Below are 20349 nucleotides of genomic sequence, written 5' to 3' on the forward strand. Positions count from 1 at the left end.
GACGCGCCATGCACAGCGACAGCAGCGAGCCGTATCAGACCTGGATGTGTCTCACCTGCGGCTTCATTTACGACGAAGCGGCCGGCCAGCCGGATGCAGGGATTCCGGCCGGCACCCGCTGGCGCGACCTGCCGGTCAACTGGACCTGCCCGGAATGCGGAGCGCGCAAGGACGACTTCGAGATGATCGAGATCTGAGCACAATGCGGTATAGTGCCGACGGCACGCAACGATCAGGATTCCGGGGCTTGGGCTGTTGATGACGATTGCCTGGAACGTATTGGAGGAGCGAGTTGGCTGAAGCGGACAAGCTGCGCGGTGTCAAGGTGATGGTCATCGATGACAGCAACACGATCCGGCGCAGTGCCGAGATTTTTCTCGTGCAGGCAGGCTGCCAGGTGCTGCTCGCCGAGGACGGCTTCGACGCACTGGCGAAGGTTGCCGATCACCAGCCGGCGGTGATCTTCTGCGATATCGTCATGCCGCGACTCGATGGCTACCAGACCTGCGCCCTGATCAAGAAGAATCAGCGTTTCCGCTCAACCCCCGTGATCATGCTGTCGTCGCGCGACGGTCTCTTCGACCGCGCCCGGGGTCGCATGGTCGGCTCGGACCATTACCTGACGAAACCGTTCACCAAGGACAGCCTGCTGCAGACCGTCGCCGCCTTTGCGCCGGCACCGGGCTGAACGAGCGGCAGCGTGTCCACCTTCACGGGTACCTGCAGAGGGCAGACGCAATGACCATCAAGAGGATTCTCGTCGTTGACGATTCACCGACCGAACGCTACGTCCTCAATGAACTGCTGACCAGCAACGGTTATCAGGTCATTACCGCAGAAAACGGTGAAGAGGGGATCGCCAAGGCGCGCAGCGACCTCCCCGACCTGATCCTGATGGATGTCGTCATGCCCGGGCTCAATGGCTACCAAGCGACACGGACCCTGACGCGCGACCCGGCGACCCGCAGCATACCGGTCATCGTGTGTACGACGAAGGGCCAGGAGACCGACAAGATCTGGGGTTTGCGCCAGGGTGCCCACGATTACATGGTCAAGCCGGTGAATGGTCAGGAGTTGCTGGCCAAGATCGCAGCCCTCTGAAATGGTGGCCGACGAATGAGCAAGAAGATCCGGCTGCACGAGTTCCAGTCCTATCTGGCGGCCCGTCTGACCGGCACCAGCGCGCAGACGGCGGCAGGACTGCTCGGCGTTCAGGCTGGCCCGGACCACTGGCTGCTCGACCTGGCGGACTCCGGCGAGATCGTGCCGCTGACGTCGCTCACCACGGTGCCGCTGACGAAAGCTTGGTTCGCGGGATTGGCCAACATCCGCGGCAACCTGTACTCGGTGGTTGACCTGTCCGCCTTCGTGGGCAAGGAGGTGACGCCCCGCACCACGAGCTCGCGGCTGCTCCTGATCGGCACCCGGCATGGCAGCAACGCGGCACTGCTGGTGAACCGGATGATCGGCCTGCGCAACGTCGACGCGCTGACTCCGGAAGCCGCCGCCGCCGACGCCCCGGCCTGGGCGCCGGAGATCTATGCAGACAACGAGGGCCGCCGCTGGAAGAAGCTCAAGGTACGCGAACTGCTGGCCGACGAGAACTTCATGGACATCGCCGCTTGAGGCGGCCGCAGATCACGCGACACGTGACGACGAGTCCTGGCATCGTCGAGGCAACGTAACCGGAGGAGGAAGATGACGTTCAAACTCAAGCTGCCGGCCTTCCTGTCCCGCCTGCAGGATGCGGCGGGCGAAACGGTACCGACGCGGACGATTGTCGATCCGGTCGCACCGCTGAAAGGGAAGCGGCCGATCCCCTGGTCGACGGCCTTGCTGAAACTGTCGCATCTGCCGGTTGTCAAGCGGCTCCAGCTTCTCGGCGGCGCCCTCGTTCTCGTCATGCTGCTGGTTGCCGTCGTCGTCTACCGCGACAACCGGCAGGCGGGCTACACCGCCGCCTACATCGCGACGGCGGGCGACATGCGCATGCTCTCGCAGCGACTGGCCAAGGCTTCCAGCCTGGCCCTGCTCGGCGACCCGACAGCGTTCAGACAGCTGCGCGAGTCGCGTGACACCTTTGCCGGCAACCTCGAAAGACTGAGCAACGGCGGCGAACTCGCGGCCGGCTGGGTGCCGCCATCACCGGCCCGCGTTCAACCGCAACTGCAGGAACTGGCTGCGGTGTGGGACAAGACCGACCGCAATGCCGCCCGCCTCCTGGAAATGGAGAAGAACCTCGTTTCACTGGGCAAGGAGGTCGCCTCGATCAACGACCGCAATCCGCAGTTGCTCGACCTGGCTGAACAGCTCGCCGCTCTGAAGCTGCAGGGCAACGCGAGTACGCGGGACATCGCGGCGGCAAACCAGCTCGTGATGCTGACGCAGCGGATCGCCAAGAATGCGAACGCGCTCCTGCTCGGCGATGCGATCGACCCGGAAGTGGCTTTTCTCCTTGGCAAGGACACCAACACCTTTCGCGACATGGTTCATGCCCTCGGCAAGGGGAGCGAATCGCTCCGCATTGCCGCTACGACCGACCCCGAAACCAAGGCCAAGCTGGTTGAACTCGACGCCAGCTTTGCCGATTACCGGGCGGCAGTGGGTGGCATCCTGGGCAACATGCAACGCCTGATCATCGCCAAGCAGGCAGGCTCGCAGATCTTCCGCGACAGTGAGGAACTCCTGCACGTGACTGACCTGCTCGCACAGGCGTATCAGGATCGCGGACTCGATCGCGCGCTCTACGGCCTCATGATGGTCGTGCTGATCGGCCTGGCGATCGGCTTGGCCGTGCTGCTGGCGAGAACCTACCTTGCCGAGAGTACGCGACAGGCTGAGGAGGCCGACCGCGGCCGGCGCGAGACCGAAGCCATCAACCGGCAGAATCAGGACGCGATCCTGCGCCTGATGAATGAGCTGGGCGATCTGGCGGACGGTGATCTGACGGTAACCGCGACCGTCTCCGAAGACATCACCGGCGCCATCGCCGACTCGATCAACTACACGATCGAGGAACTGCGGCTGCTGGTGGGACGCATCAACGATGCCGCCGGCCGCGTGACACTGGCAACCGAACTGGCGCAGCAGACCTCGACCGAGCTGCTGGCCGCTGCCGAGCGCCAGGCGACGGAAATCAAGGCGGCCGGCCAGTCGGTTCTCGGCGTGGCGTCCACGATGACCGGCGTTTCCGGCGATGCGAAGCAGTCGGCAAAGGTGGCACGGCAGTCGCTGGCGGCCGCCGGCAAGGGAGCGCAGGCCGTCGAGGACTCGATCACCGGCATGAACCGCATTCGCGAGCAGATCCAGGAGACCTCGAAGCGCATCAAGCGCCTCGGCGAGTCGTCGCAGGAAATCGGCGAGATCGTCGAGCTGATCTCGGACATCACCGAGCAGACCAACGTGCTGGCGTTGAACGCCGCCATCCAGGCTGCCTCGGCCGGAGAAGCCGGACGTGGTTTCACGGTCGTCGCCGAGGAAGTGCAGAGGCTGGCCGAACGCTCGGCCGAAGCGACGAAGCAGATTGGCGCGATCGTCCGAACCATCCAGACCGATACCCAGGACACGGTTTCGGCGATGGAGGAGTCGACGCGCGGCGTCGTCGAGGGCGCGCGCCTGTCCGACGCCGCGGGCCAGGCCCTGGCGGAGATCGGCGCGGTGACGAGAACGCTGACCGACCTCATCGAGAACATCTCCGGCGCCACGCGCCAGGCCGCCGACTCGGCAACGAGGGTCGCACGCAAGATGCAGGAGATCCTCCTGGTCACCGGGCAAACGACCGCCGGAACCCAGAAGACTGCGACGGCGATCGGCGAGCTGGCCGGACTGGCAACCGAACTGAAGGGCTCGGTCGCCGGGTTCAAGGTCTCTTGAGTGCCTGATTGGAGAGGCTGCCCCGGATGAATGCCCCGACTGACTTCGACATCGGCCCGCTGACCTGGGTCAAGAGCGAGATCGACCTCGCGCTGGAACGGGCCGAACAGGCACTGCCGGCGTTCCCGGACGACGCGGTCGACGCGGTGGACGATGAGAGCAATCGCAAGCAGATCAGGTTCTGCCGAACGCACCTGCATCAGGTACAGGGAGCGCTGACGATCGTCGGTCTCGACGGTGTCACACAAGTGGCAGAGGCCATGGAGTTCCTCCTCGAAGCGATGGAGAAGCAGGAACAGCCTGTCGATGCTACCGCGGTCAGCTTGGTGAATCGATCGCTGACCGCACTCCGCCATTATCTCGACGACCTGATCAGCGGTCAGCCCAACCAGCCGCTGCGACTGCTGCCGCTTTATCGTGAGCTGCAGGCGGCACGTGGTCAGAGCCGGGTGATGGCGAGCGATCTCTTTTTTCCCGACCTGCGCGTCCGACCGCCGGCGCGCAGCACGGCGACGCCGAAGCTCGAACGTAGCGAGTTCGAACACCGTCTGCGGCAGCAGCGGGCACATTTCCAGCGCGGTCTGCTGGCATGGTTGCGCGCGCCAAGGGAGCGCGCGGGCGTACCCGAGATGCTCAGCGCCGTCAAGCGCATCGAGGCCATCCAGGACCTGCCATCGGCGCGGGCCTTCTGGTGGGTCGCAACGGCTTTCCTGACCGCACTGGGCGAAGGTGGCCTGCCCCCGGATGCCGATGCGCGACAGTTGTGCAGTCGTATCGACCTGCAGACCCGGCGCCTGCTGGAAGGTTCGAGCAACGTCGCCGAGCGCCTGATGCGTGACGCGTTGTATCTGGTCGGTCTTGCCCGCAGCAGCCATCGAACGGTGCAGAAGGTCAAGCAGGCGTACCGGTTGCCGGCCCTGATGGCGGCCGAGGTCGCTTCGGCGCCGGTGGCAGAGGATGCCGTCAGGCGCCGTCTGCGCGACGTGATCACCGCCACCGAAGAGGCGTGGAACCGGTTCTCGGCCGGCACCGCCCAGGCCCTGCCACTCTTCCGTGCCCACGCGGCGACTCTGACGACGGTTGCCGAGGAGGTCGGGCAACCCGACTTCCTGCGCCTGACCCGGGCGATCGCCGAGGTCGCAGCCTTCCTCGGACAGTCCCCGGCGCGCCACACCGATGCGCTGGCCATGGAGAACGCAACGGCCATCCTCCTCGCCCAGAACGCGCAGGAGAACCTCCAGTACCTGGGCGGCAGCTTTGCGCACCAGGTTGACGTTATGGCGGCGAGAATTCACGACTGCATCGCTGGTACGCCGCTGCCGCCGGAGTCGGAACTGCCGGCACTCGACGAGATGTCGCGCCAGGCACAGGAAAAGATGCTCGTCGGGCAAGTCGCTCGCGAAATAACGAGCAACCTCGCGCAGATCGAACAGGTACTCGACGGCTTTTTCCGCGACGCGGACAGACGAGGGGACCTGGTTCAGCTCGATGCGCCTCTACGGCAGGTCATCGGTGCGCTGGCGATGATGCGGCACGAGGGTGCCGTTGCCGTTCTCCGTCACTGCACGGCTGAAGTGGCACGCTTCTCCGACCCGGGATACGAACCGCAACAGACCGACTTCGAACGGTTGGCGGAGCAGTTGTCGCTGGTGGGCTTCTTCGTCGACGCCATGCAGACAGGGGCCGGGGACTTCGACGCGTTCGTCAGCCGCATGCGGGCAGGAGGCGAACCGGCTGCGATCGAAACCGAGGTGGCAACGGTCGAGCAGGAGGTCGAACAACAGAAGCGAGAAGCCCATGCCCTGCTCGTCGCCCTCAAGGAACAGCCCAGCGACGCCGCACTGCGGCAAGAGGTGGCGCAGAACCTGACGGCATTGCAGAAGGACGCCGACCTGGTTGCCGACAAGGAACTGGGACAGCAGGCAAAGCACGTGCTCACGGCGCTGGCTGCCGGCGGCGACGCCGCCTCACAGATCGACGCGGCGATGGCGACCCTGAAGCCCGAGGTTCCGGTCGCGCCGCCGCCATCGGCAGAGACCATCCAGCTCTCGCAGGCAACGGCGGCAGAGGTCGATGCCGAGTTGCTGGGAATCTTCCTCGAGGAAGCCGACGAAGTCCTGAGCAGCATCCAGGACAATCTGGGCCTGCTGCACAAGGAGCCGCACGACGTCGAGGTCCTGACCGCTCTCCGCCGCTCGGTACACACCCTCAAGGGCAGCGGCCGCATGGTCGGGCTGAAGGACTTCGGCGAAGCCGCGTGGTCCGTGGAGCAGGTCCTGAACCTTTGGTTGCGACAGGAACTGGAGGTGACACCGCAGATCATCGACCTCATCGGCCAGGCCTACACGGCGTTCTCCACCTGGGTCGAGCATCTGAAGACCGGACTCGGCGAAGTACCCGACGTCGGCCGCATGTGCGTGCTGGCCGCAGCCCTGCGCGACGGCGACGAGACCGGACTGGCCGCTGCCGAGGGACCCGTCCCGACGGCGGGCATTGCCGAACGGCCTGACAGCGGGGTCGCCCAGGCGGCGCCAGCCATCACCAGCGGAGCGGCGGCAGCGCCGGATCGTCCCCGCCTGTCGATTGCACCGGCATTGGCCGGTATTTTCCGCGATGAAGCGGCGGCCCACCTCGCCACGCTGCAGCGCGAGTTCTCGCTCCTCGAGGGAGACCTGGCGGCACCATCCAGCCACGAGATGTATCGCGCCGCGCACACCCTGGCTGGCATCGCGGGAACGGTCGGACTGGAGGCCATCAAGCACCTTGGGCACGCACTGGAACTGGCTCTCGTGCGGCGCAATCATGCCGCCGGCCGCGACAGTCTGGAAGCCTTCGAGACTGTCCGCCAGGCGATTGCCGAACTGGCACTGATGCTCGCCGACGTCGCCCGCGAGCACGAGCCCGAGCCGATCCCGAGCCTGCTCGCAGCTCTGGATTCGCTCTACCCGGAACTGGCCTCGCCCGAGAGCGGCGAAACGGCCGCGACCACCGACGAGGAGCAGGCCGCAGCAGAACTCGCCCTGGCGATGCCGGCCGTCGTACCGGCAGCGATCGCCCCGCCGGCGGCGGCCGCCGAGGCAGAACCGCCGCTCGTACAGGACGAGTTCGACGAACAGCTGCTGCCACTTTTCATCGAGGAGGCGGTCGACCTCAACCAGAACATCGCCGCACAGCTGCGCGCCTGGCGCAGCAACCCCGCCGATCCCGAGCCCATACGCCGGCTCGCACGCCTGTTTCACAGTCTCAAGGGCAGCGCGCGCATGGCCGGTGCGATGAGTCTCGGCAACCTGACGCATGCGATCGAAACACGCATGAAGGAGGCGCAGGACGCCGGCGCCGCACCGATCGAACTGATCGACGACATCGACAATGCATTTGACGTGATCGTCCAGGTGGTCGAAAGATTGCAGCGCGGAGAAACGGCCGATGCGCCGCTCGAGATTTCCGACGCTGCAGCGCTCGAGATGGTCGGCGAAGCGTCCACCGATGCCGCAGCGGTTGACGTCGAGCGGGCAACCACCGGCGTACCCCGCCCCGAGGCACAGGAAGCCGAGGCCGAGGCTGCCGCACAGCGGGCGAACCTGCGCGTGCGCGCCGACCTGATCGACCGGCTGGTCAACGAGGCCGGCGAATTGTCGATCGCCCGCCTGCGCATCGAAGGCGAGATGCGCGGCATCAAGGCTTCGCTGCTCGACCTCACCGAGAACGTGATCCGTCTGCGCCGACAGTTGCGCGAGATCGAGATACAGGCCGAACTGCAGATGCAGTCCCGCACGGCCGTAAGCGACGAGCAGCATGCCGACTTCGATCCACTCGAATTCGACCGCTTCACCCGCTTCCAGGAACTGACCCGGATGATGGCCGAATCGGTGAACGACGTCGCCACCGTGCAGCAGAACCTGCTGAAGAACCTCGACGACGCGAACGCGGCGATCATCGCCCAGGCCCGCCTGAATCGTGAGGTGCAGCAGGAGCTGATGTCGGTGCGCATGGTTCCGTTCGCCAGCATCGCCGACCGTCTGTATCGCATCGTTCGCCAGGCGAGCAAGGACACTGGCAAGCGGGCGAACCTCGAGATCCGCGGCGCCCAGCTCGAACTCGACCGCAGCGTGCTCGACAAGATGCTGGCGCCACTGGAGCATGTGCTGCGCAATGCCGTGGCACACGGACTCGAGGATGCGCCGTTGCGTCTCGCCCGGGGAAAGGCGGATATCGGCGAGATCACCTTGACCCTGATGCAGGAAGGAAACGAGGTCATCCTGTCGATCGCCGATGACGGCACCGGCCTCGACCTCGCACGGCTGCGGGAACGCGGCCTGCGCTCCGGTCTCTTGCGCGAGGAGGATGCCGACGACGCGGAACGGGTGATCGACCTGATCTTTGCCCCCGGCATCTCGACAGCCACCCAGGTGTCCCAGCTGGCCGGTCGCGGCATCGGCATGGACGTCCTGAAGAGCGAGGTGACGAGCCTTGGTGGTCGCATCGAGGTTCTTTCCAGCGCCGGTCAGGGAACCACCTTCCGGCTCTACCTGCCGCTGACACTGGCCGTCACCAAGGCTCTGCTGGTCCGCTCCGGAGACCGCCAGTACGCGATCCCGGCAGCCATGATCGAACAGGCGCTGGACCTCAAGGAAAAGAGCCTGGCGCGAATCCGAGACGGTCGCGAGGCGGTGTGGACCGGCAACCGCTACCCGTTCAGCTACCTGCCGCATCTTCTCGGCGAGCCGCAGGCGCTGCCCGAGAAGCACGTGCAGTACTGGGTCCTGCTGCTGCGCAGCGGCAGCAAGCGCGTGGCGCTGCAGGTCGACGAACTGCTCGGCAACCAGGAAATCGTCGTCAAGAACATTGGCGCCCAGCTGGCGCGGGTGATTGGCGTCGATGGCGCCACGGTCCTCGGCAACGGGCAGGTCGTGCTGATCCTGAATCCGATCGCCCTCGCCAGTCGTGACCGCCTGCCGCAAGCGGTCGCACCGGTGCCGACGGTGCGACAACCTCTGGCTGCCGATCGCAGCACGGCGACCGCCCCGACCGTCATCATCGTTGACGACTCGCTGACCGTACGCAAGATCACCAGCCGGCTGCTGGCACGCGAGGGTTACCAAGTGATGACCGCCAAGGACGGCGTCGACGCCCTCGAGCAGATGGTCGCCGTCGTTCCGGATGTAATGCTGGTCGATATCGAGATGCCGCGCATGGATGGTTTCGAGCTGACGCGAAACGTGCGCGCCGACAAGCGGCTGGGATCTGTCCCGATCATCATGATCACCTCACGAACGGCTGAGAAACACCGGCAGTACGCGCTCGAACTCGGCGTCAATCATTATCTGGGCAAGCCTTTCCAGGAGGACGAGCTGTTGCGCCTCGTCAGCGGTCACGTCGAGGAACTCCGCCACGCTTGACGACGCCATAGCGCTGCAGTGTCCGGCGCCGGGCCTCGTCGTGGTCAACGATCGGTGCCGGTGTCTGCAGTCCGACGTGAATGCCACATGCGGCCTGCGCCGCCGCGCTCATCCGCCAGGGCGCATGGATGAAGCGATCGGGAACGCTGGCCAATTCAGGCAGGTAGCGACGGATGAACCTGCCGCCCGGATCGAAGCGCTCGGATTGCGTGACGGGATTGAAGATCCGGAAGTAGGGCTGCGCGTCGCAGCCGGTCGATGCCGCCCACTGCCAGCCGCCGTTGTTGGCCGCAAGATCGAAGTCATTCAGCTGACGGGCGAAATAGGCCTCGCCCCGGCGCCAGTCGATGCCCAGATCCTTCGTCAGGAACGACGCCACCAGCATCCGTAGGCGGTTGTGCATGTACCCGGTTCGGTTGATCTGGCGCATGCCGGCGTCGACCAGAGGGTAGCCCGTCCGCCCGGCGCACCAGTCGGCGAACGCCTGCTCGGCGACAGCGCCCTGTTCCCAGGTGATGGCGTCGTACTCCGGCCGGAAGGAGCGCTCGACGACGTGCGGAAAGCGGTCGAGAATCATGAAGTAGAAGTCGCGCCACACGAGTTCGGACAGCCAGGTGGCCGCGCCCTCGGCCCCCGGCCGCAGGGCACCGGCGGTGACCGCCAGGGCGACGAGCTGCCGCACCGAAACCGTTCCGAAACGCAGGTGCACCGAGAGATAGGAAACCCCCTTGACGGCAGGAAAGTCGCGCTGCTGCCTGTAGAGATGCAGGCGCCCGGCGAAATCCTGCAGCCGCTCACGGCCACCGGACATGCCGGGAGCAATGCCCAGCGCCCGCAGCCCGGCTTCGCCAAAGCCGAGTTCGACGAGCGAAGGCACACCAAGCGCCAGCGGCGATGCCACCAGCCGGCCACCCTTTCCCCTGTGCGGCTGCCAGTCGTCCTGGCTCAGCCGCTTCAGCCAGGCATTGCGGTATGGTGTGAAGACCGTATGCGGTCGCCCTGCCTGGGTCAGGACCTCCTCGCCGTCGAACAGCGCCTGGTCCTTGAACAACTCGAAACCGATGCCCTGCGCGCGCAGCGCCATCGCCACAGCTGCGTCGCGTTGCCGCGCCTGCGGCTCGTAATCCCGATTGGCGAACACCGCCGTCACCGCCAGTTCGCGCGCCAGAAGAGGAATCTCCGCACGCGCCCAGCCGTGGCGGACGACCAGCGCGCCGCCCTGCGCCCGCAGCGCGTGGTCGAGCTCCAGCAGCGATTCGCGGATGAACTCGACGCGCCGATCAGGCGTGTGGCGCAGCGGATCGAGGATCTCGCAATCGAAGACGAAGGCGCAGTGTACGCGTCTGGCGCGCCGCAGCGCCTCGCACAATGCCGCATGATCATGATCCCGCAGGTCACGCCGAAACCAGACAAGTATGGAGTCCACCGCCGATTACCTTTGTGTCGGCTGCCAGCGCCGATTAGAATGAGAACATGCAGAGCATCGATCTGACTGATCATTTTCTCATTGCCATGCCAGCGATGGTGGACTCCTATTTCGCCAAGTCGCTCGTTTACGTGGCTGAGCACAACCCGCGAGGCGCCCTCGGGCTGATCGTCAACCGACCAATCGACATGAGCCTCGGCAGCCTGCTCGAGCGCATCGAGGTGCCGCTGCAGGCCGATGGAGTCGCCAACCTGCCGGTTTTCTTCGGTGGCCCGGTACAGACCGACCGCGGTTTCGTACTGCACCGACCGGTCGGCAACTGGCAGTCCACTCTGGTGGTCAATGAGCACGTCGGCTTGACCAGTTCACGCGACATCCTGCAGGCAGTCGCCCTGCACGGGCAGCCGCGCGACCTCATGGTGACGCTCGGCTATGCGGGCTGGGCCGCTGGCCAGATCGAGCACGAGCTGGCGCAGAATGCATGGCTGACGGTACCCGCCGAACTGCGCATCCTGTTCGAGCTGCCATACGAGGAACGACTGCCGTCGGCACTCGAACTGCTCGGCGTCAGCCTGACCAACCTCGTCGACGAAGCGGGACATGCCTGACACGGATGCACGGCGGCGGGGCACCGTCCTCGCGTTCGATTTCGGCGAGAAGCGCATCGGCGTGGCGGTCGGCGACTGGCAACTGCAGCAGGCGCATCCCCTGACGACGATCGATGCCGAAGCGAGCAGGACGCGCTTTGCCGCCATCGCCGCCCTGATCGCCGAATGGCAACCGGACAGTCTCGTGGTCGGACGCCCGCTCGCGCTCGATGGCACGCCGCATGCCATGACGGCGCGCTGTGCGCGCTTCGCCAACCAGCTCCGCGGCCGCTTCGGCCTCGGCGTCGAACACGCCGACGAACGGCTGAGCTCGGCGGACGCCGCCGCGCGCTTGCGCGCAGCCGGACACCGCGCCCACGAGGCACGGCGGCACCTCGATGCCGTCGCCGCCCAACTGATCCTGCAGGGCCATTTCGACGCCGCGGGCGATCGTGTCGCCTGCTGAGCCAACCCGGGAACTCAGATGAACGCCGAGAAGAAGCGCCCGACGGTCGTACTGCCCGACGCCGAACTGCTGTGCGTTCAACTGGCCGGACTGATCCGGCCGCGCCTGCGACCGGAAACAGTCCTTGTCGGCATCCATAGCGGCGGCGTCTGGGTGGCGCAGCGCCTGCACGCGCTGCTCGGCCTGGGCAATGAGATCGGCCTGATCGACGTCTCCTTCTACCGCGACGATTACGGGGCGCGCGGCCTGCATCCGCGGGTGCAGCCAAGCTCGATTCCGTTCGACGTCGAAGACCGCACGCTGGTTCTTGTGGACGACGTCCTGTACACCGGCCGCACGACCCGCGCTGCAATCAACGAGCTGTTCGATTATGGCCGCCCGGCAATGATCCAACTCGCCGTCCTGGCCGATCGTGGTCACCGCCAACTCCCCATCTGCGCCGACTTCTGCCCGTGGCGAGTCGATCTCGACCCGTCCTCCGAACTGGTTCTCTCGCAGAACGACAACGGAGGACTGCAGTGGAGCCTCGACGAGCATGCGTAATCCCCAGCTCAACGCCAATGGCGCGCTGACCCACCTGCTGTCGATCGAGGGCCTGCCGCGCGAGGTGATCACACACATTCTCGACACCGCCTCGAGCTTCCTGAAGGTGTCGCATCGCGAAGTCAAGAAGGTCCCCCTGTTGCGTGGCAAGAGCGTCTTCAACGTCTTCTTCGAGAACTCGACGCGCACCCGCACCACCTTCGAGATCGCTGCCAAGCGCCTTTCCGCAGATGTCATCAATCTCGATGTCACCCGCTCATCGACCGCGAAAGGCGAAACCCTCCTCGACACGGTCGACAATCTGGTAGCCATGCACGCCGACATGTTCGTCGTCCGGCATGCGGCGAGCGGCGCTCCGCACCTCATCGCCGACCACCTGCGCCGCCTCGGGCGCGAGGACGTACACGTCGTCAATGCCGGCGACGGGCGCCACGCCCACCCGACGCAGGGCCTCCTCGACATGTACACCATCCGTCACTACAAGCAGGAGTTCACCAACCTCGTGGTGGCGATCGTCGGCGACATCCTGCACTCACGCGTGGCCCGCTCGGACATTCACGCCCTGACCACGCTCGGTGCTGCCGAGGTGCGCGCGGTGGGCCCGCAGACGCTGCTGCCGACCGCCATCGAGAAGATGGGGGTGCGCGTCTGTCACGATCTGCGCAGCGCCATCCGCGATTGCGATGTGGTGATCATGCTCCGTCTGCAGAACGAACGGATGAACGGTGCCCTGCTGCCGTCGGCGCGCGAGTACTTCCGTTGCTACGGGCTGACACCGGCGGTCCTGGCGCTCGCGCGCCCGGACGCCATCGTGATGCATCCGGGACCGATGAATCGCGGCGTCGAGATCGACTCCGACGTCGCCGACGGCCCACAGGCAGTGATCCTGCCACAGGTGACGTTCGGCATCGCCGTGCGCATGGCGGTGATGGGCATTCTGGCAGGGAACTGAGGCATGGGCGAGGCAGCGCTGCAGATCCGCAACGGCCGTCTGGTCGATCCGGCCAACGGGGTGGACGCACCACTCGACCTGTTCATTTCCGGCGGTCGCGTCGCAGCGATCGGTCAGCCACCAGCTGGCTTCACGGCGCAGCGCGTCATCGACGCCAGTGGCCTGATCGTCTGCCCGGGACTGGTCGATCTGTCGGCGCGCCTCGGCGCCATCGAGCCCGAACTCGCGGCAGCCGTCGCCGGTGGCGTCACCTCGCTAGCCTGCCCGCCCGACAGCAAACCGCCGCTCGACGAACCGGGTCTGGTCGAACGACTGGTCAGGCGCAGCGCCACCGTCGGTCTGGCGCGCGTCCATCCGATCGGCGCCCTGACCGAGCAACTCGCCGGCGAGCGACTTGCCGAGATGAACAGCCTCGCGCGTGCCGGCTGCATTGCCTTCTCGCAGGCCAAACGGGCGATCGTCGACACGCAGATCCTGCTGCGGGCCATGCAGTATGCAGCCACCTTTGGCTATGCCGTGCGCTTGCGCCCGCAGGATGACTTTCTTGCCCGCGACGGCGTCGCGCACGATGGCGAAGTCGCGTCGCGGCTTGGCCTGACCGGCATCCCGGTGGTCGCCGAAAGCATCGCCACCGCAACCGCCCTGCAACTGGCCGCGCACACCGGCGTACGACTGCACCTGTCCCGCCTTTCGTCGGCGGCGGCGATCGACCTCGTGCGTGCGGCCAGGGACGCCGGCATGCGGGTCAGCTGCGACGTCGCGGTGCACCACCTGCACCTTTCGGAAATGGACATCGGCTTTTTCGACAGCAATGCACGCTTCGACCCGCCGCTGCGTTCGGCGAGCGACCGCGACGCGCTGCGCAGCGCGGTCGCCGACGGGCTGGCGGCGATCTGTTCCGACCACACGCCGGTCGACGCGGACGGCAAGCAGTTGCCGTTCGCCGAAGCCCTGCCCGGTGCTACCGCCGTCGAACTGCTGCTGCCATTGACCCTGCTCTGGGCAACTCAGTCCCGGCTACCGCTGCTGCAGGCGCTCGCCCGCATCACGTCGGATGCAGCGGCGATCCTCGGCATCGCGGCGGGTTCCCTTGCCGTCGGCGAGGCGGCCGACGTGTGCGTCTTCGATCCCGACGAATCCTGGCGCGTCACCCCCGAAAGCTTGCGCAGTCAGGGCAAGCACACGCCCTATCTCGGCTATGAGCTCAGCGGCCGGGTCCGCCTGACACTGGTCGGCGGCAAGGTCGTCTTCGAGGGCTGAGGCGGCAGCACGGCCGGGCGCCCGCCGCCAGCCCTCTCATTCGCCGCGCAGGCGCAGCACGGCGTCGGCCGGCGCCCCGTTGACCAGCAACAGCTTGCGCCGCGACTTCTCGCCGCTGCGGATCGTCACCGCCGACCGTGGCACGTCGAGCCGTTGTGCGATCAGGTCGATCAGGGCCGCATTCGCGCGGCCATCGACGGCCGCTGCCGCCAGACGAACCTTCAATGCATCAGCATGCTCACCGACCACCTCGGTGTGTTTCGCCCCCGGCTGAACATGCACCGTGATGCTCAGCGTTCCCGCAAGCTGCCGCGCCCATTGGCCCACGAGCTAGAGGAACATCAGCAGCAACTGCGCGAAGACGATGGCGACGAGCGGTGACAGATCGACGCCGCCAATCGTCGGCAACAGGCGCTGGATCGGACGCAGGACCGGCCGGGTCAATTGTGATACGGGCTGCCCCAGCGGGGAATACGGGCTGATCCATGACAGCACCGCCTGCAGCAGCAGCGCCGCGATCAGCAGATAGATGGCGAGGCGCAGCGTAGCCAGCAAACCGTACCAGAAGACGAGCGGCAGCCACGCCCCGGCGGCAGCGCCATCGAGCCCCCCTCGCAGGATGAACACCGCCGACGCATAGACGATCTGCAGCAGGCATGCCGGCAGCAGGCTTGCCAGATCAAGACCGTAGAATCCGGGCAGGGCCCGGCGCAGCGGCCTGACGAGCCAGTTGGTCAGCGCGACGACGAAAGTACCGAGCTGATTGTTGAAGGACACCCGGCAGGCCTGCATGAAAAAACGCAACAGCAGAGCGACGGTCAGGAACGACGCCAGCGCATCGAGCAGGAAAAGGCCGGCAGCGACAATCATCAGCCATCCTGGCCGAGCAGCTCACCAAGCTCGCGGCCGCGCGAGTTGGCGGCAAGAACGCCGGCGATGAACCCTTCCTTGACAGAGCGCTGCTCCATCGTCCGCAGCGCCGCTTCGGTCGTGCCACCCTTCGAAGTCACGCGCTCGCGCAGCACACACGCCGCCTCGTCCGACTGGGCCGCGAGTCGTGCCGCGCCGAGAACCGTATCGATCGACAACTGCCTCGCCTGTGCTGGCGTCAGTCCGAGATCTCCGGCTGCCTGCTGCAGCGCCTCGATGAACAGGAAGACATAGGCCGGCCCACTTCCCGAGATGGCGGTCACCGCATCCATCTTCTCTTCATCGGCAATCCAGAGCGTGCTGCCGACGGCCTGCAGGATACGCTCCGCACCCAGTCTCTCGGCCATCGAGACGGCGGCCATGGCACACAAACCGGTCACTCCGGCGCCGATCAGGGCCGGCGTGTTGGGCATCGCGCGCACGATCCTGCCATAGCCCCCCAGCCAGCGCGACACATCCGCCAGACGCAGGCCGGCGGCGATGCTGATGACCAGCTGTTGTCTGAGGAACGGCAGCAGCGGCGGACAGGCCTCGCGCATCTGCTGCGGCTTCACCGCCAGCAGAAGGGCGTCGCAGTCGAGCGCCACCGCACTGGCAGCCTCATAGCAGCGCACGCCGTAGGCCACGCGCAGCTGCGCCCGCCCCTGCGCACCGAGCTCGATGACCGCGATGTCCGACGCAGCAAAACCGGTCTTCAGCAGCCCGCCGACCAGCGCATTGGCCATGTTGCCACCACCAAGGAAAGTGATCTTCATCGTCTCTCACCAAAAATCGCCGTACCCACGCGCAGCAATGTCGCCCCCTCCGCTATGGCCGCCTCGAGATCGTGCGACATGCCCATCGACAGGGAATCCAGCGCCAACCCATCGGCCTGCAAACGCTGCGAAAGTTCCCGCAGGCGACGAAAGGACGAGCGTTGTGCGGCGAAGTCGCTGTTTGCTTCCGGAATTGCCATCAGACCGCGCAGGCGGAGTCGCGGCAGCGCCGCCACCGCCTGCGCGAGAGCCGGCACCGCCGACGGCGTGGCACCTGCCTTGCTCGCCTCGCCACTGATGTTCACCTGCAGGCAGACCGACAGCTCGGGCATCGTCGCCGGACGTTGCGCGGCAAGCCTCTGGGCGATGCGCAGCGAATCGACGGAGTGCACCCAGTCGAAGGACTCTGCCACCAGCCGGGTCTTGTTGGCCTGCAGCGCGCCGATGAAATGCCACTCGATATCCAGGTCGCGCAGTTCGTCGATCTTGCCGACGGCTTCCTGCACGTAGCTCTCGCCGAAGGCCTTCTGGCCTGCGGCAGCCAGTTCGCGCAGTGCCGCTGCCGGCCAGGTCTTGCTCACGGCGAGCAGCCGGATGGCAGCCGCATCACGGCCGCAAAGCCGCGCCGCGTCGGCGATTCGGGCGCGGACGGCTTGCAGCTTGGCGGGAAGTGTGGTCATAATCGGGCGTCGCGCAGGTTGTTCGCAGTATAACACCGCGCCCTGCCCACCGCCCGAGGACCGAACCGGATGGACATCACCGAACTCCTGGCTTTCAGCGTCAAGAACAAGGCTTCCGACCTTCACCTTTCTGCCGGTCTGCCACCGATCATCCGTGTCAACGGGGATGTCCGGCGGATCAACCTGCCGGCGATGGAACACAAGCTCGTGCACGGCATGGTGTACGACATCATGAGCGACGCGCAGCGCAAGCAGTACGAGGATACCCGGGAGTGCGACTTCTCCTTCGAAATTCCCAACCTCGCCCGTTTTCGGGTCAATGCCTTCGTGCAGAATCGCGGCGCCGGTGCCGTCTTCCGGACGATTCCGTCGAAAGTCCTGACCCTGGAGGATCTCAACTGCCCGCGCATCTTCAAGGACATCTCGGAGTATCCGCGCGGAATCGTCCTCGTCACGGGTCCGACCGGATCCGGCAAGTCGACCACCCTGGCGGCGATGATCAACCACGTCAACGAAAACGCCTACCACCATATCCTCACGGTCGAGGACCCGATCGAGTTCGTACACCAGCCGAAGCGCTGCCTGATCAACCAGCGCGAGGTCGGACCCCACACACTTTCCTTCCAGAACGCGCTGCGCTCGGCACTGCGCGAAGACCCGGACGTGATTCTCGTCGGCGAGATGCGCGACCTCGAAACCATCCGGCTCGCACTGACCGGCGCCGAGACCGGCCACCTGGTGTTCGCCACCCTGCATACTTCGAGCGCAGCCAAGACGATCGACCGCATCATCGACGTCTTTCCGGCAGCCGAGAAGGAAATGGTGCGCTCGATGCTCTCCGAGTCACTGCGGGCGGTCATCTCGCAAACCCTGCTGAAGACGAAGGACGGACAGGGACGCGTCGCGGCACACGAAATCCTGATCGGAACGCCGGCCATCCGCAACCTGATCCGCGAGAACAAGGTGGCGCAGATGTACTCCTCGTTGCAAACCGGGCAGCAGTTCGGCATGCAGACGCTCGACCAGGCATTGATCGAGCTCGTCCGGCGCAACATCGTCTCGGCACCGGAGGCACGCATGAAGGCGGCCAACAAGGACGCCATCCCTGGCGCATAGCCACTCGTTCAGTCAGGAGGAACAGCATGGAAAACGATCAGGCTTTGAAGTTCATGCATGAACTGCTGCGCCTGATGGTCCAGAAACACGGATCCGACCTCTTCATCACGGCGAACTTTCCGCCGGCGATCAAGGTCGATGGCAAGGTGATCCCGGTGTCGAGCCAACCGCTGCTGCCGCAGCACTCGGCAGAACTGGCGCGAGCGCTGATGAACGACCGCCAGGCATCCGAGTTCGAGGCCACAAAGGAGTGCAACTTCGCCATCTCGCCCTCCGGCATCGGTCGCTTCCGCGTCAATGCACTCGTGCAGCAGGGACGCGTCGCCGTGGTCTGTCGAACGATCAACCTCGTCGTGCCGACCCTCGACGAACTCGGACTGCCGCCGGTGCTCAAGGACATCGCGATGACGCTGCGCGGCCTGGTGATCTTCGTCGGCGGAACCGGCACCGGCAAGACGACCTCACTGGCGGCACTGGTCGACCACCGCAACCAGAACAGCCAGGGACACATCATCACCATCGAGGATCCGATCGAGTTCGTGCACGATCACAAGAAGTCGATCGTCACGCAGCGCGAGATCGGTGTCGATACCGATACCTGGGAAGTGGCACTCAAGAACACCCTGCGCCAGGCACCGAACGTCATCATGATGGGGGAGATTCGCGATCGGGCGACGATGGACTACGCCATCGCCTTTGCCGAAACCGGGCACCTCTGCCTGGCGACGCTACACGCCAACAGCGCCAACCAGGCCATCGACCGGGTGATCAACTTCTTCCCCGAGGAGCGCCGGCACCAGTTGCTGATGGACCTCTCGCTCAACCTGCGCGCGCTGGTATCGCAACGCCTGCTGCCGAAGAAGGACGGCAAGGGGCGCGTGCCGGCGATCGAGATCATGCTCAATTCGCCACTCATTTCCGACCTCATCTTCAAGGGACAGGTCCAGGAGATCAAGGATGTCATGAAGCGGTCGCGCGAGCTTGGCATGCAGACCTTCGACCAGGCGCTCTTCGACCTCTACGAGGCGGGCCTGATCACCTATACGGATGCCCTGCGCAACGCCGACTCGCTCAACGACCTGCGGCTGCAGATCAAGCTGCATGGCAAGGAGTCGAAGGACCGCGATCTCACCGCCGGGCTCGGTCACCTCGGCATCGTCGAGTGAAGGCTCTGCCGCACCGACACGCGATCACACCGCGGCGATCCTTCAGCCGCGGTTGCTGCCGGCGACCATGCGGAACTCGTAAAGCCGGCACTCCAGAGCGCCGTTGAACAGCGGCGTCCTGCGGCTGGGTGTCAGCCGCACCATCCGCGGCAGGCGCGTATCGGCGCTGATCAGGCAGCAGGTCCAGCCGGCGAAACGGCGCTTCAGGGCACTGCCGAGCAAGGGGTAGAACCGCGCCAGTTCGTCGTCGTCGGAAACCCGCTCGCCGTACGGCGGATTGCTGACCATGATGCCACTCGCGGCCGGCGCCTCGATCTCGAGCAGATCGCCGGCAGCGAGACGCACTGCCGGCAGCAGAGCGGCGCGATCGAGGTTGACAAGGGTCGCGCGTACCGCCATCGGCGAGACGTCACTGCCGAAGATGGCCATCTCCGTCGCCGGACGCTCTGCGGCGCGCGCCCGCTCGAGAAGACCTTGCCAGAGGTCCGGCTGGAAGTGGCGCAGGCGCTGAAAGGCGAACTCGCGCCGAGCGCCCGGCGCCCGACCGAGCGCCATCTGCGCCGCCTCGAGAAGGAAAGTGCCACTGCCACACATCGGATCGAGCAGGGGGATGCCCGGCCGCCAGCCGCTGAGCCGAAGGATGCCGGCAGCAAGGTTCTCCTTCAACGGCGCGTCGACGGTCTTCTGCCGAAAGCCACGCTGATGGAGCGGCGCGCCCGAGGTATCGACATAGAGGGTGCATTCGCTCTGGCTAAGGAAAGCCTGAATCCTGACCTCGGGCTGGCGCGTATCGACGCTCGGGCGGCTGCCGGAGTCGCGTCGGAAACGGTCACAGACGGCGTCCTTGATGCGCAGCGTGATGAACTCGATGCTCCTGAGCGGACTCTTCTGCGCCGTGACATCGACCCGGATCGTCTGCCGCGTCAGGAACCAGCGTGGCCACGGTGTCTCCAGCGCCAGACGATAGACGTCGTCCTCGCTGGCATAGGGCGCCCGCGCGACCCGCCAGAGGACGCGGGTGGCAATCCGCGAGTCAAGATTGGCGCGGTAGCAGACCGGCCATTCACCTCTGAAATGCACGCCGCCGGCAATCGCTTCCAGTTGGCCGGCGCCGGCCGCCAACAGGTCGTCAGCCAGCAAATGTTCCAGGCCGCGTGGGCAACTGGCAAAGAATCGTTCCATCGTCGTTCGCCGCT

19 protein-coding genes are annotated in these 20349 nt (G+C 65.8%); 13 read left to right on the forward strand and 6 right to left on the reverse strand.

Translation table 11 applies throughout. The features are described 5' to 3' along the window. The first annotated feature begins 8 nt into the window (after positions 1-8). From NFW30_RS14705 to NFW30_RS14730, 6 genes are all read left to right on the forward strand, one after another. Positions 9-197 (forward strand): rubredoxin, encoded by a 189-nt coding sequence (locus NFW30_RS14705; RefSeq protein WP_295357244.1) that lies wholly within the window; start codon positions 9-11, stop codon positions 195-197. 95 nt (positions 198-292) lie between these two features. After that, entirely contained in the window at positions 293-688 is a 396-nt protein-coding gene (locus tag NFW30_RS14710; protein WP_034939125.1) for a response regulator, read from the forward strand. A 50-nt stretch (positions 689-738) separates the two neighbouring features. Beyond that, on the forward strand, positions 739-1101 hold the full coding sequence (locus tag NFW30_RS14715; RefSeq protein WP_295357122.1) for a response regulator: 363 nt from the start codon (positions 739-741) through the stop codon (positions 1099-1101). A 15-nt stretch (positions 1102-1116) separates the two neighbouring features. Then, positions 1117-1626 carry a chemotaxis protein CheW gene (locus tag NFW30_RS14720; protein ID WP_295357124.1) on the forward strand — a complete coding sequence of 170 codons (510 nt, stop codon included), beginning with the start codon at positions 1117-1119 and terminating at the stop codon, positions 1624-1626. Between the two features lie 72 nt (positions 1627-1698). After that, positions 1699-3873, forward strand: a complete 2175-nt coding sequence (locus NFW30_RS14725; protein ID WP_295357127.1) for a methyl-accepting chemotaxis protein — start codon at positions 1699-1701, stop codon at positions 3871-3873. Between the two features lie 26 nt (positions 3874-3899). Next, positions 3900-9272, forward strand: a complete 5373-nt coding sequence (locus NFW30_RS14730; RefSeq protein WP_295357130.1) for an Hpt domain-containing protein — start codon at positions 3900-3902, stop codon at positions 9270-9272. Here NFW30_RS14730 and NFW30_RS14735 read toward each other — a convergent pair. Further along, positions 9238-10698: a deoxyribodipyrimidine photo-lyase gene (locus NFW30_RS14735; RefSeq protein WP_295357133.1), complete on the reverse strand. Its 1461-nt coding sequence runs from the start codon at positions 10696-10698 to the stop codon at positions 9238-9240. The genes NFW30_RS14730 and NFW30_RS14735 overlap by 35 nt on opposite strands. Positions 10699-10745: 47 nt before the next feature. Between NFW30_RS14735 and NFW30_RS14740 the strand changes: the two genes are divergently transcribed. The 5 genes from NFW30_RS14740 to NFW30_RS14760 are packed head-to-tail and all read left to right on the forward strand — an operon-like array spanning position 10746 to position 14506. Continuing rightward, complete coding sequence (locus NFW30_RS14740; RefSeq protein ID WP_295357138.1) at positions 10746-11306, forward strand: YqgE/AlgH family protein; 561 nt, start codon at positions 10746-10748, stop codon at positions 11304-11306. Then, positions 11299-11751, forward strand: coding sequence for a Holliday junction resolvase RuvX (gene ruvX / locus NFW30_RS14745; RefSeq protein ID WP_295357141.1), 453 nt, complete (start codon positions 11299-11301; stop codon positions 11749-11751). Before NFW30_RS14740 ends, ruvX begins: the two co-directional genes overlap by 8 nt. An 18-nt stretch (positions 11752-11769) precedes the next feature. Continuing rightward, entirely contained in the window at positions 11770-12294 is a 525-nt protein-coding gene (gene pyrR / locus NFW30_RS14750) for a bifunctional pyr operon transcriptional regulator/uracil phosphoribosyltransferase PyrR (RefSeq protein WP_295357144.1), read from the forward strand. Then, on the forward strand, positions 12287-13246 hold the full coding sequence (locus tag NFW30_RS14755) for an aspartate carbamoyltransferase catalytic subunit (protein ID WP_295357147.1): 960 nt from the start codon (positions 12287-12289) through the stop codon (positions 13244-13246). Before pyrR ends, NFW30_RS14755 begins: the two co-directional genes overlap by 8 nt. Before the next feature lie 3 nt (positions 13247-13249). Next, positions 13250-14506, forward strand: a complete 1257-nt coding sequence (locus tag NFW30_RS14760; protein ID WP_295357150.1) for a dihydroorotase — start codon at positions 13250-13252, stop codon at positions 14504-14506. A gap of 36 nt (positions 14507-14542) precedes the next feature. Here NFW30_RS14760 and NFW30_RS14765 read toward each other — a convergent pair whose 3' ends face one another. The 4 genes from NFW30_RS14765 to NFW30_RS14780 are packed head-to-tail and all read right to left on the reverse strand — an operon-like array spanning position 14543 to position 16871. After that, the gene (locus NFW30_RS14765) at positions 14543-14833 is read right to left on the reverse strand and encodes a DUF167 domain-containing protein (protein WP_295357153.1); all 291 of its coding nucleotides are present in this window, start codon (positions 14831-14833) and stop codon (positions 14543-14545) included. 3 nt (positions 14834-14836) lie between these two features. Then, entirely contained in the window at positions 14837-15376 is a 540-nt protein-coding gene (locus NFW30_RS14770) for a YggT family protein (RefSeq protein WP_295357156.1), read from the reverse strand. Next, positions 15376-16191, reverse strand: a complete 816-nt coding sequence (gene proC, locus NFW30_RS14775; RefSeq protein ID WP_295357159.1) for a pyrroline-5-carboxylate reductase — start codon at positions 16189-16191, stop codon at positions 15376-15378. The genes NFW30_RS14770 and proC overlap by 1 nt, the downstream gene beginning before the upstream one ends. After that, positions 16188-16871: a YggS family pyridoxal phosphate-dependent enzyme gene (locus tag NFW30_RS14780; RefSeq protein WP_295357163.1), complete on the reverse strand. Its 684-nt coding sequence runs from the start codon at positions 16869-16871 to the stop codon at positions 16188-16190. The genes proC and NFW30_RS14780 overlap by 4 nt, the downstream gene beginning before the upstream one ends. A 69-nt stretch (positions 16872-16940) precedes the next feature. On the opposite strand from NFW30_RS14780, the gene NFW30_RS14785 reads away from it, so the two are divergent. After that, positions 16941-17987, forward strand: a complete 1047-nt coding sequence (locus NFW30_RS14785; RefSeq protein WP_034939169.1) for a type IV pilus twitching motility protein PilT — start codon at positions 16941-16943, stop codon at positions 17985-17987. Between the two features lie 26 nt (positions 17988-18013). Next, the gene (locus NFW30_RS14790; protein WP_295357167.1) at positions 18014-19153 is read left to right on the forward strand and encodes a PilT/PilU family type 4a pilus ATPase; all 1140 of its coding nucleotides are present in this window, start codon (positions 18014-18016) and stop codon (positions 19151-19153) included. A gap of 42 nt (positions 19154-19195) precedes the next feature. On the opposite strand, the gene NFW30_RS14795 is transcribed toward NFW30_RS14790, so the two are convergent. Further along, positions 19196-20335, reverse strand: coding sequence for a THUMP domain-containing protein (locus NFW30_RS14795; RefSeq protein WP_295357170.1), 1140 nt, complete (start codon positions 20333-20335; stop codon positions 19196-19198). Positions 20336-20349: the final 14 nt, after the last annotated feature.

The organism is Accumulibacter sp., from assembly GCF_023806635.1.
Classification (GTDB): Bacteria; Pseudomonadota; Gammaproteobacteria; order Burkholderiales; family Rhodocyclaceae; genus Accumulibacter.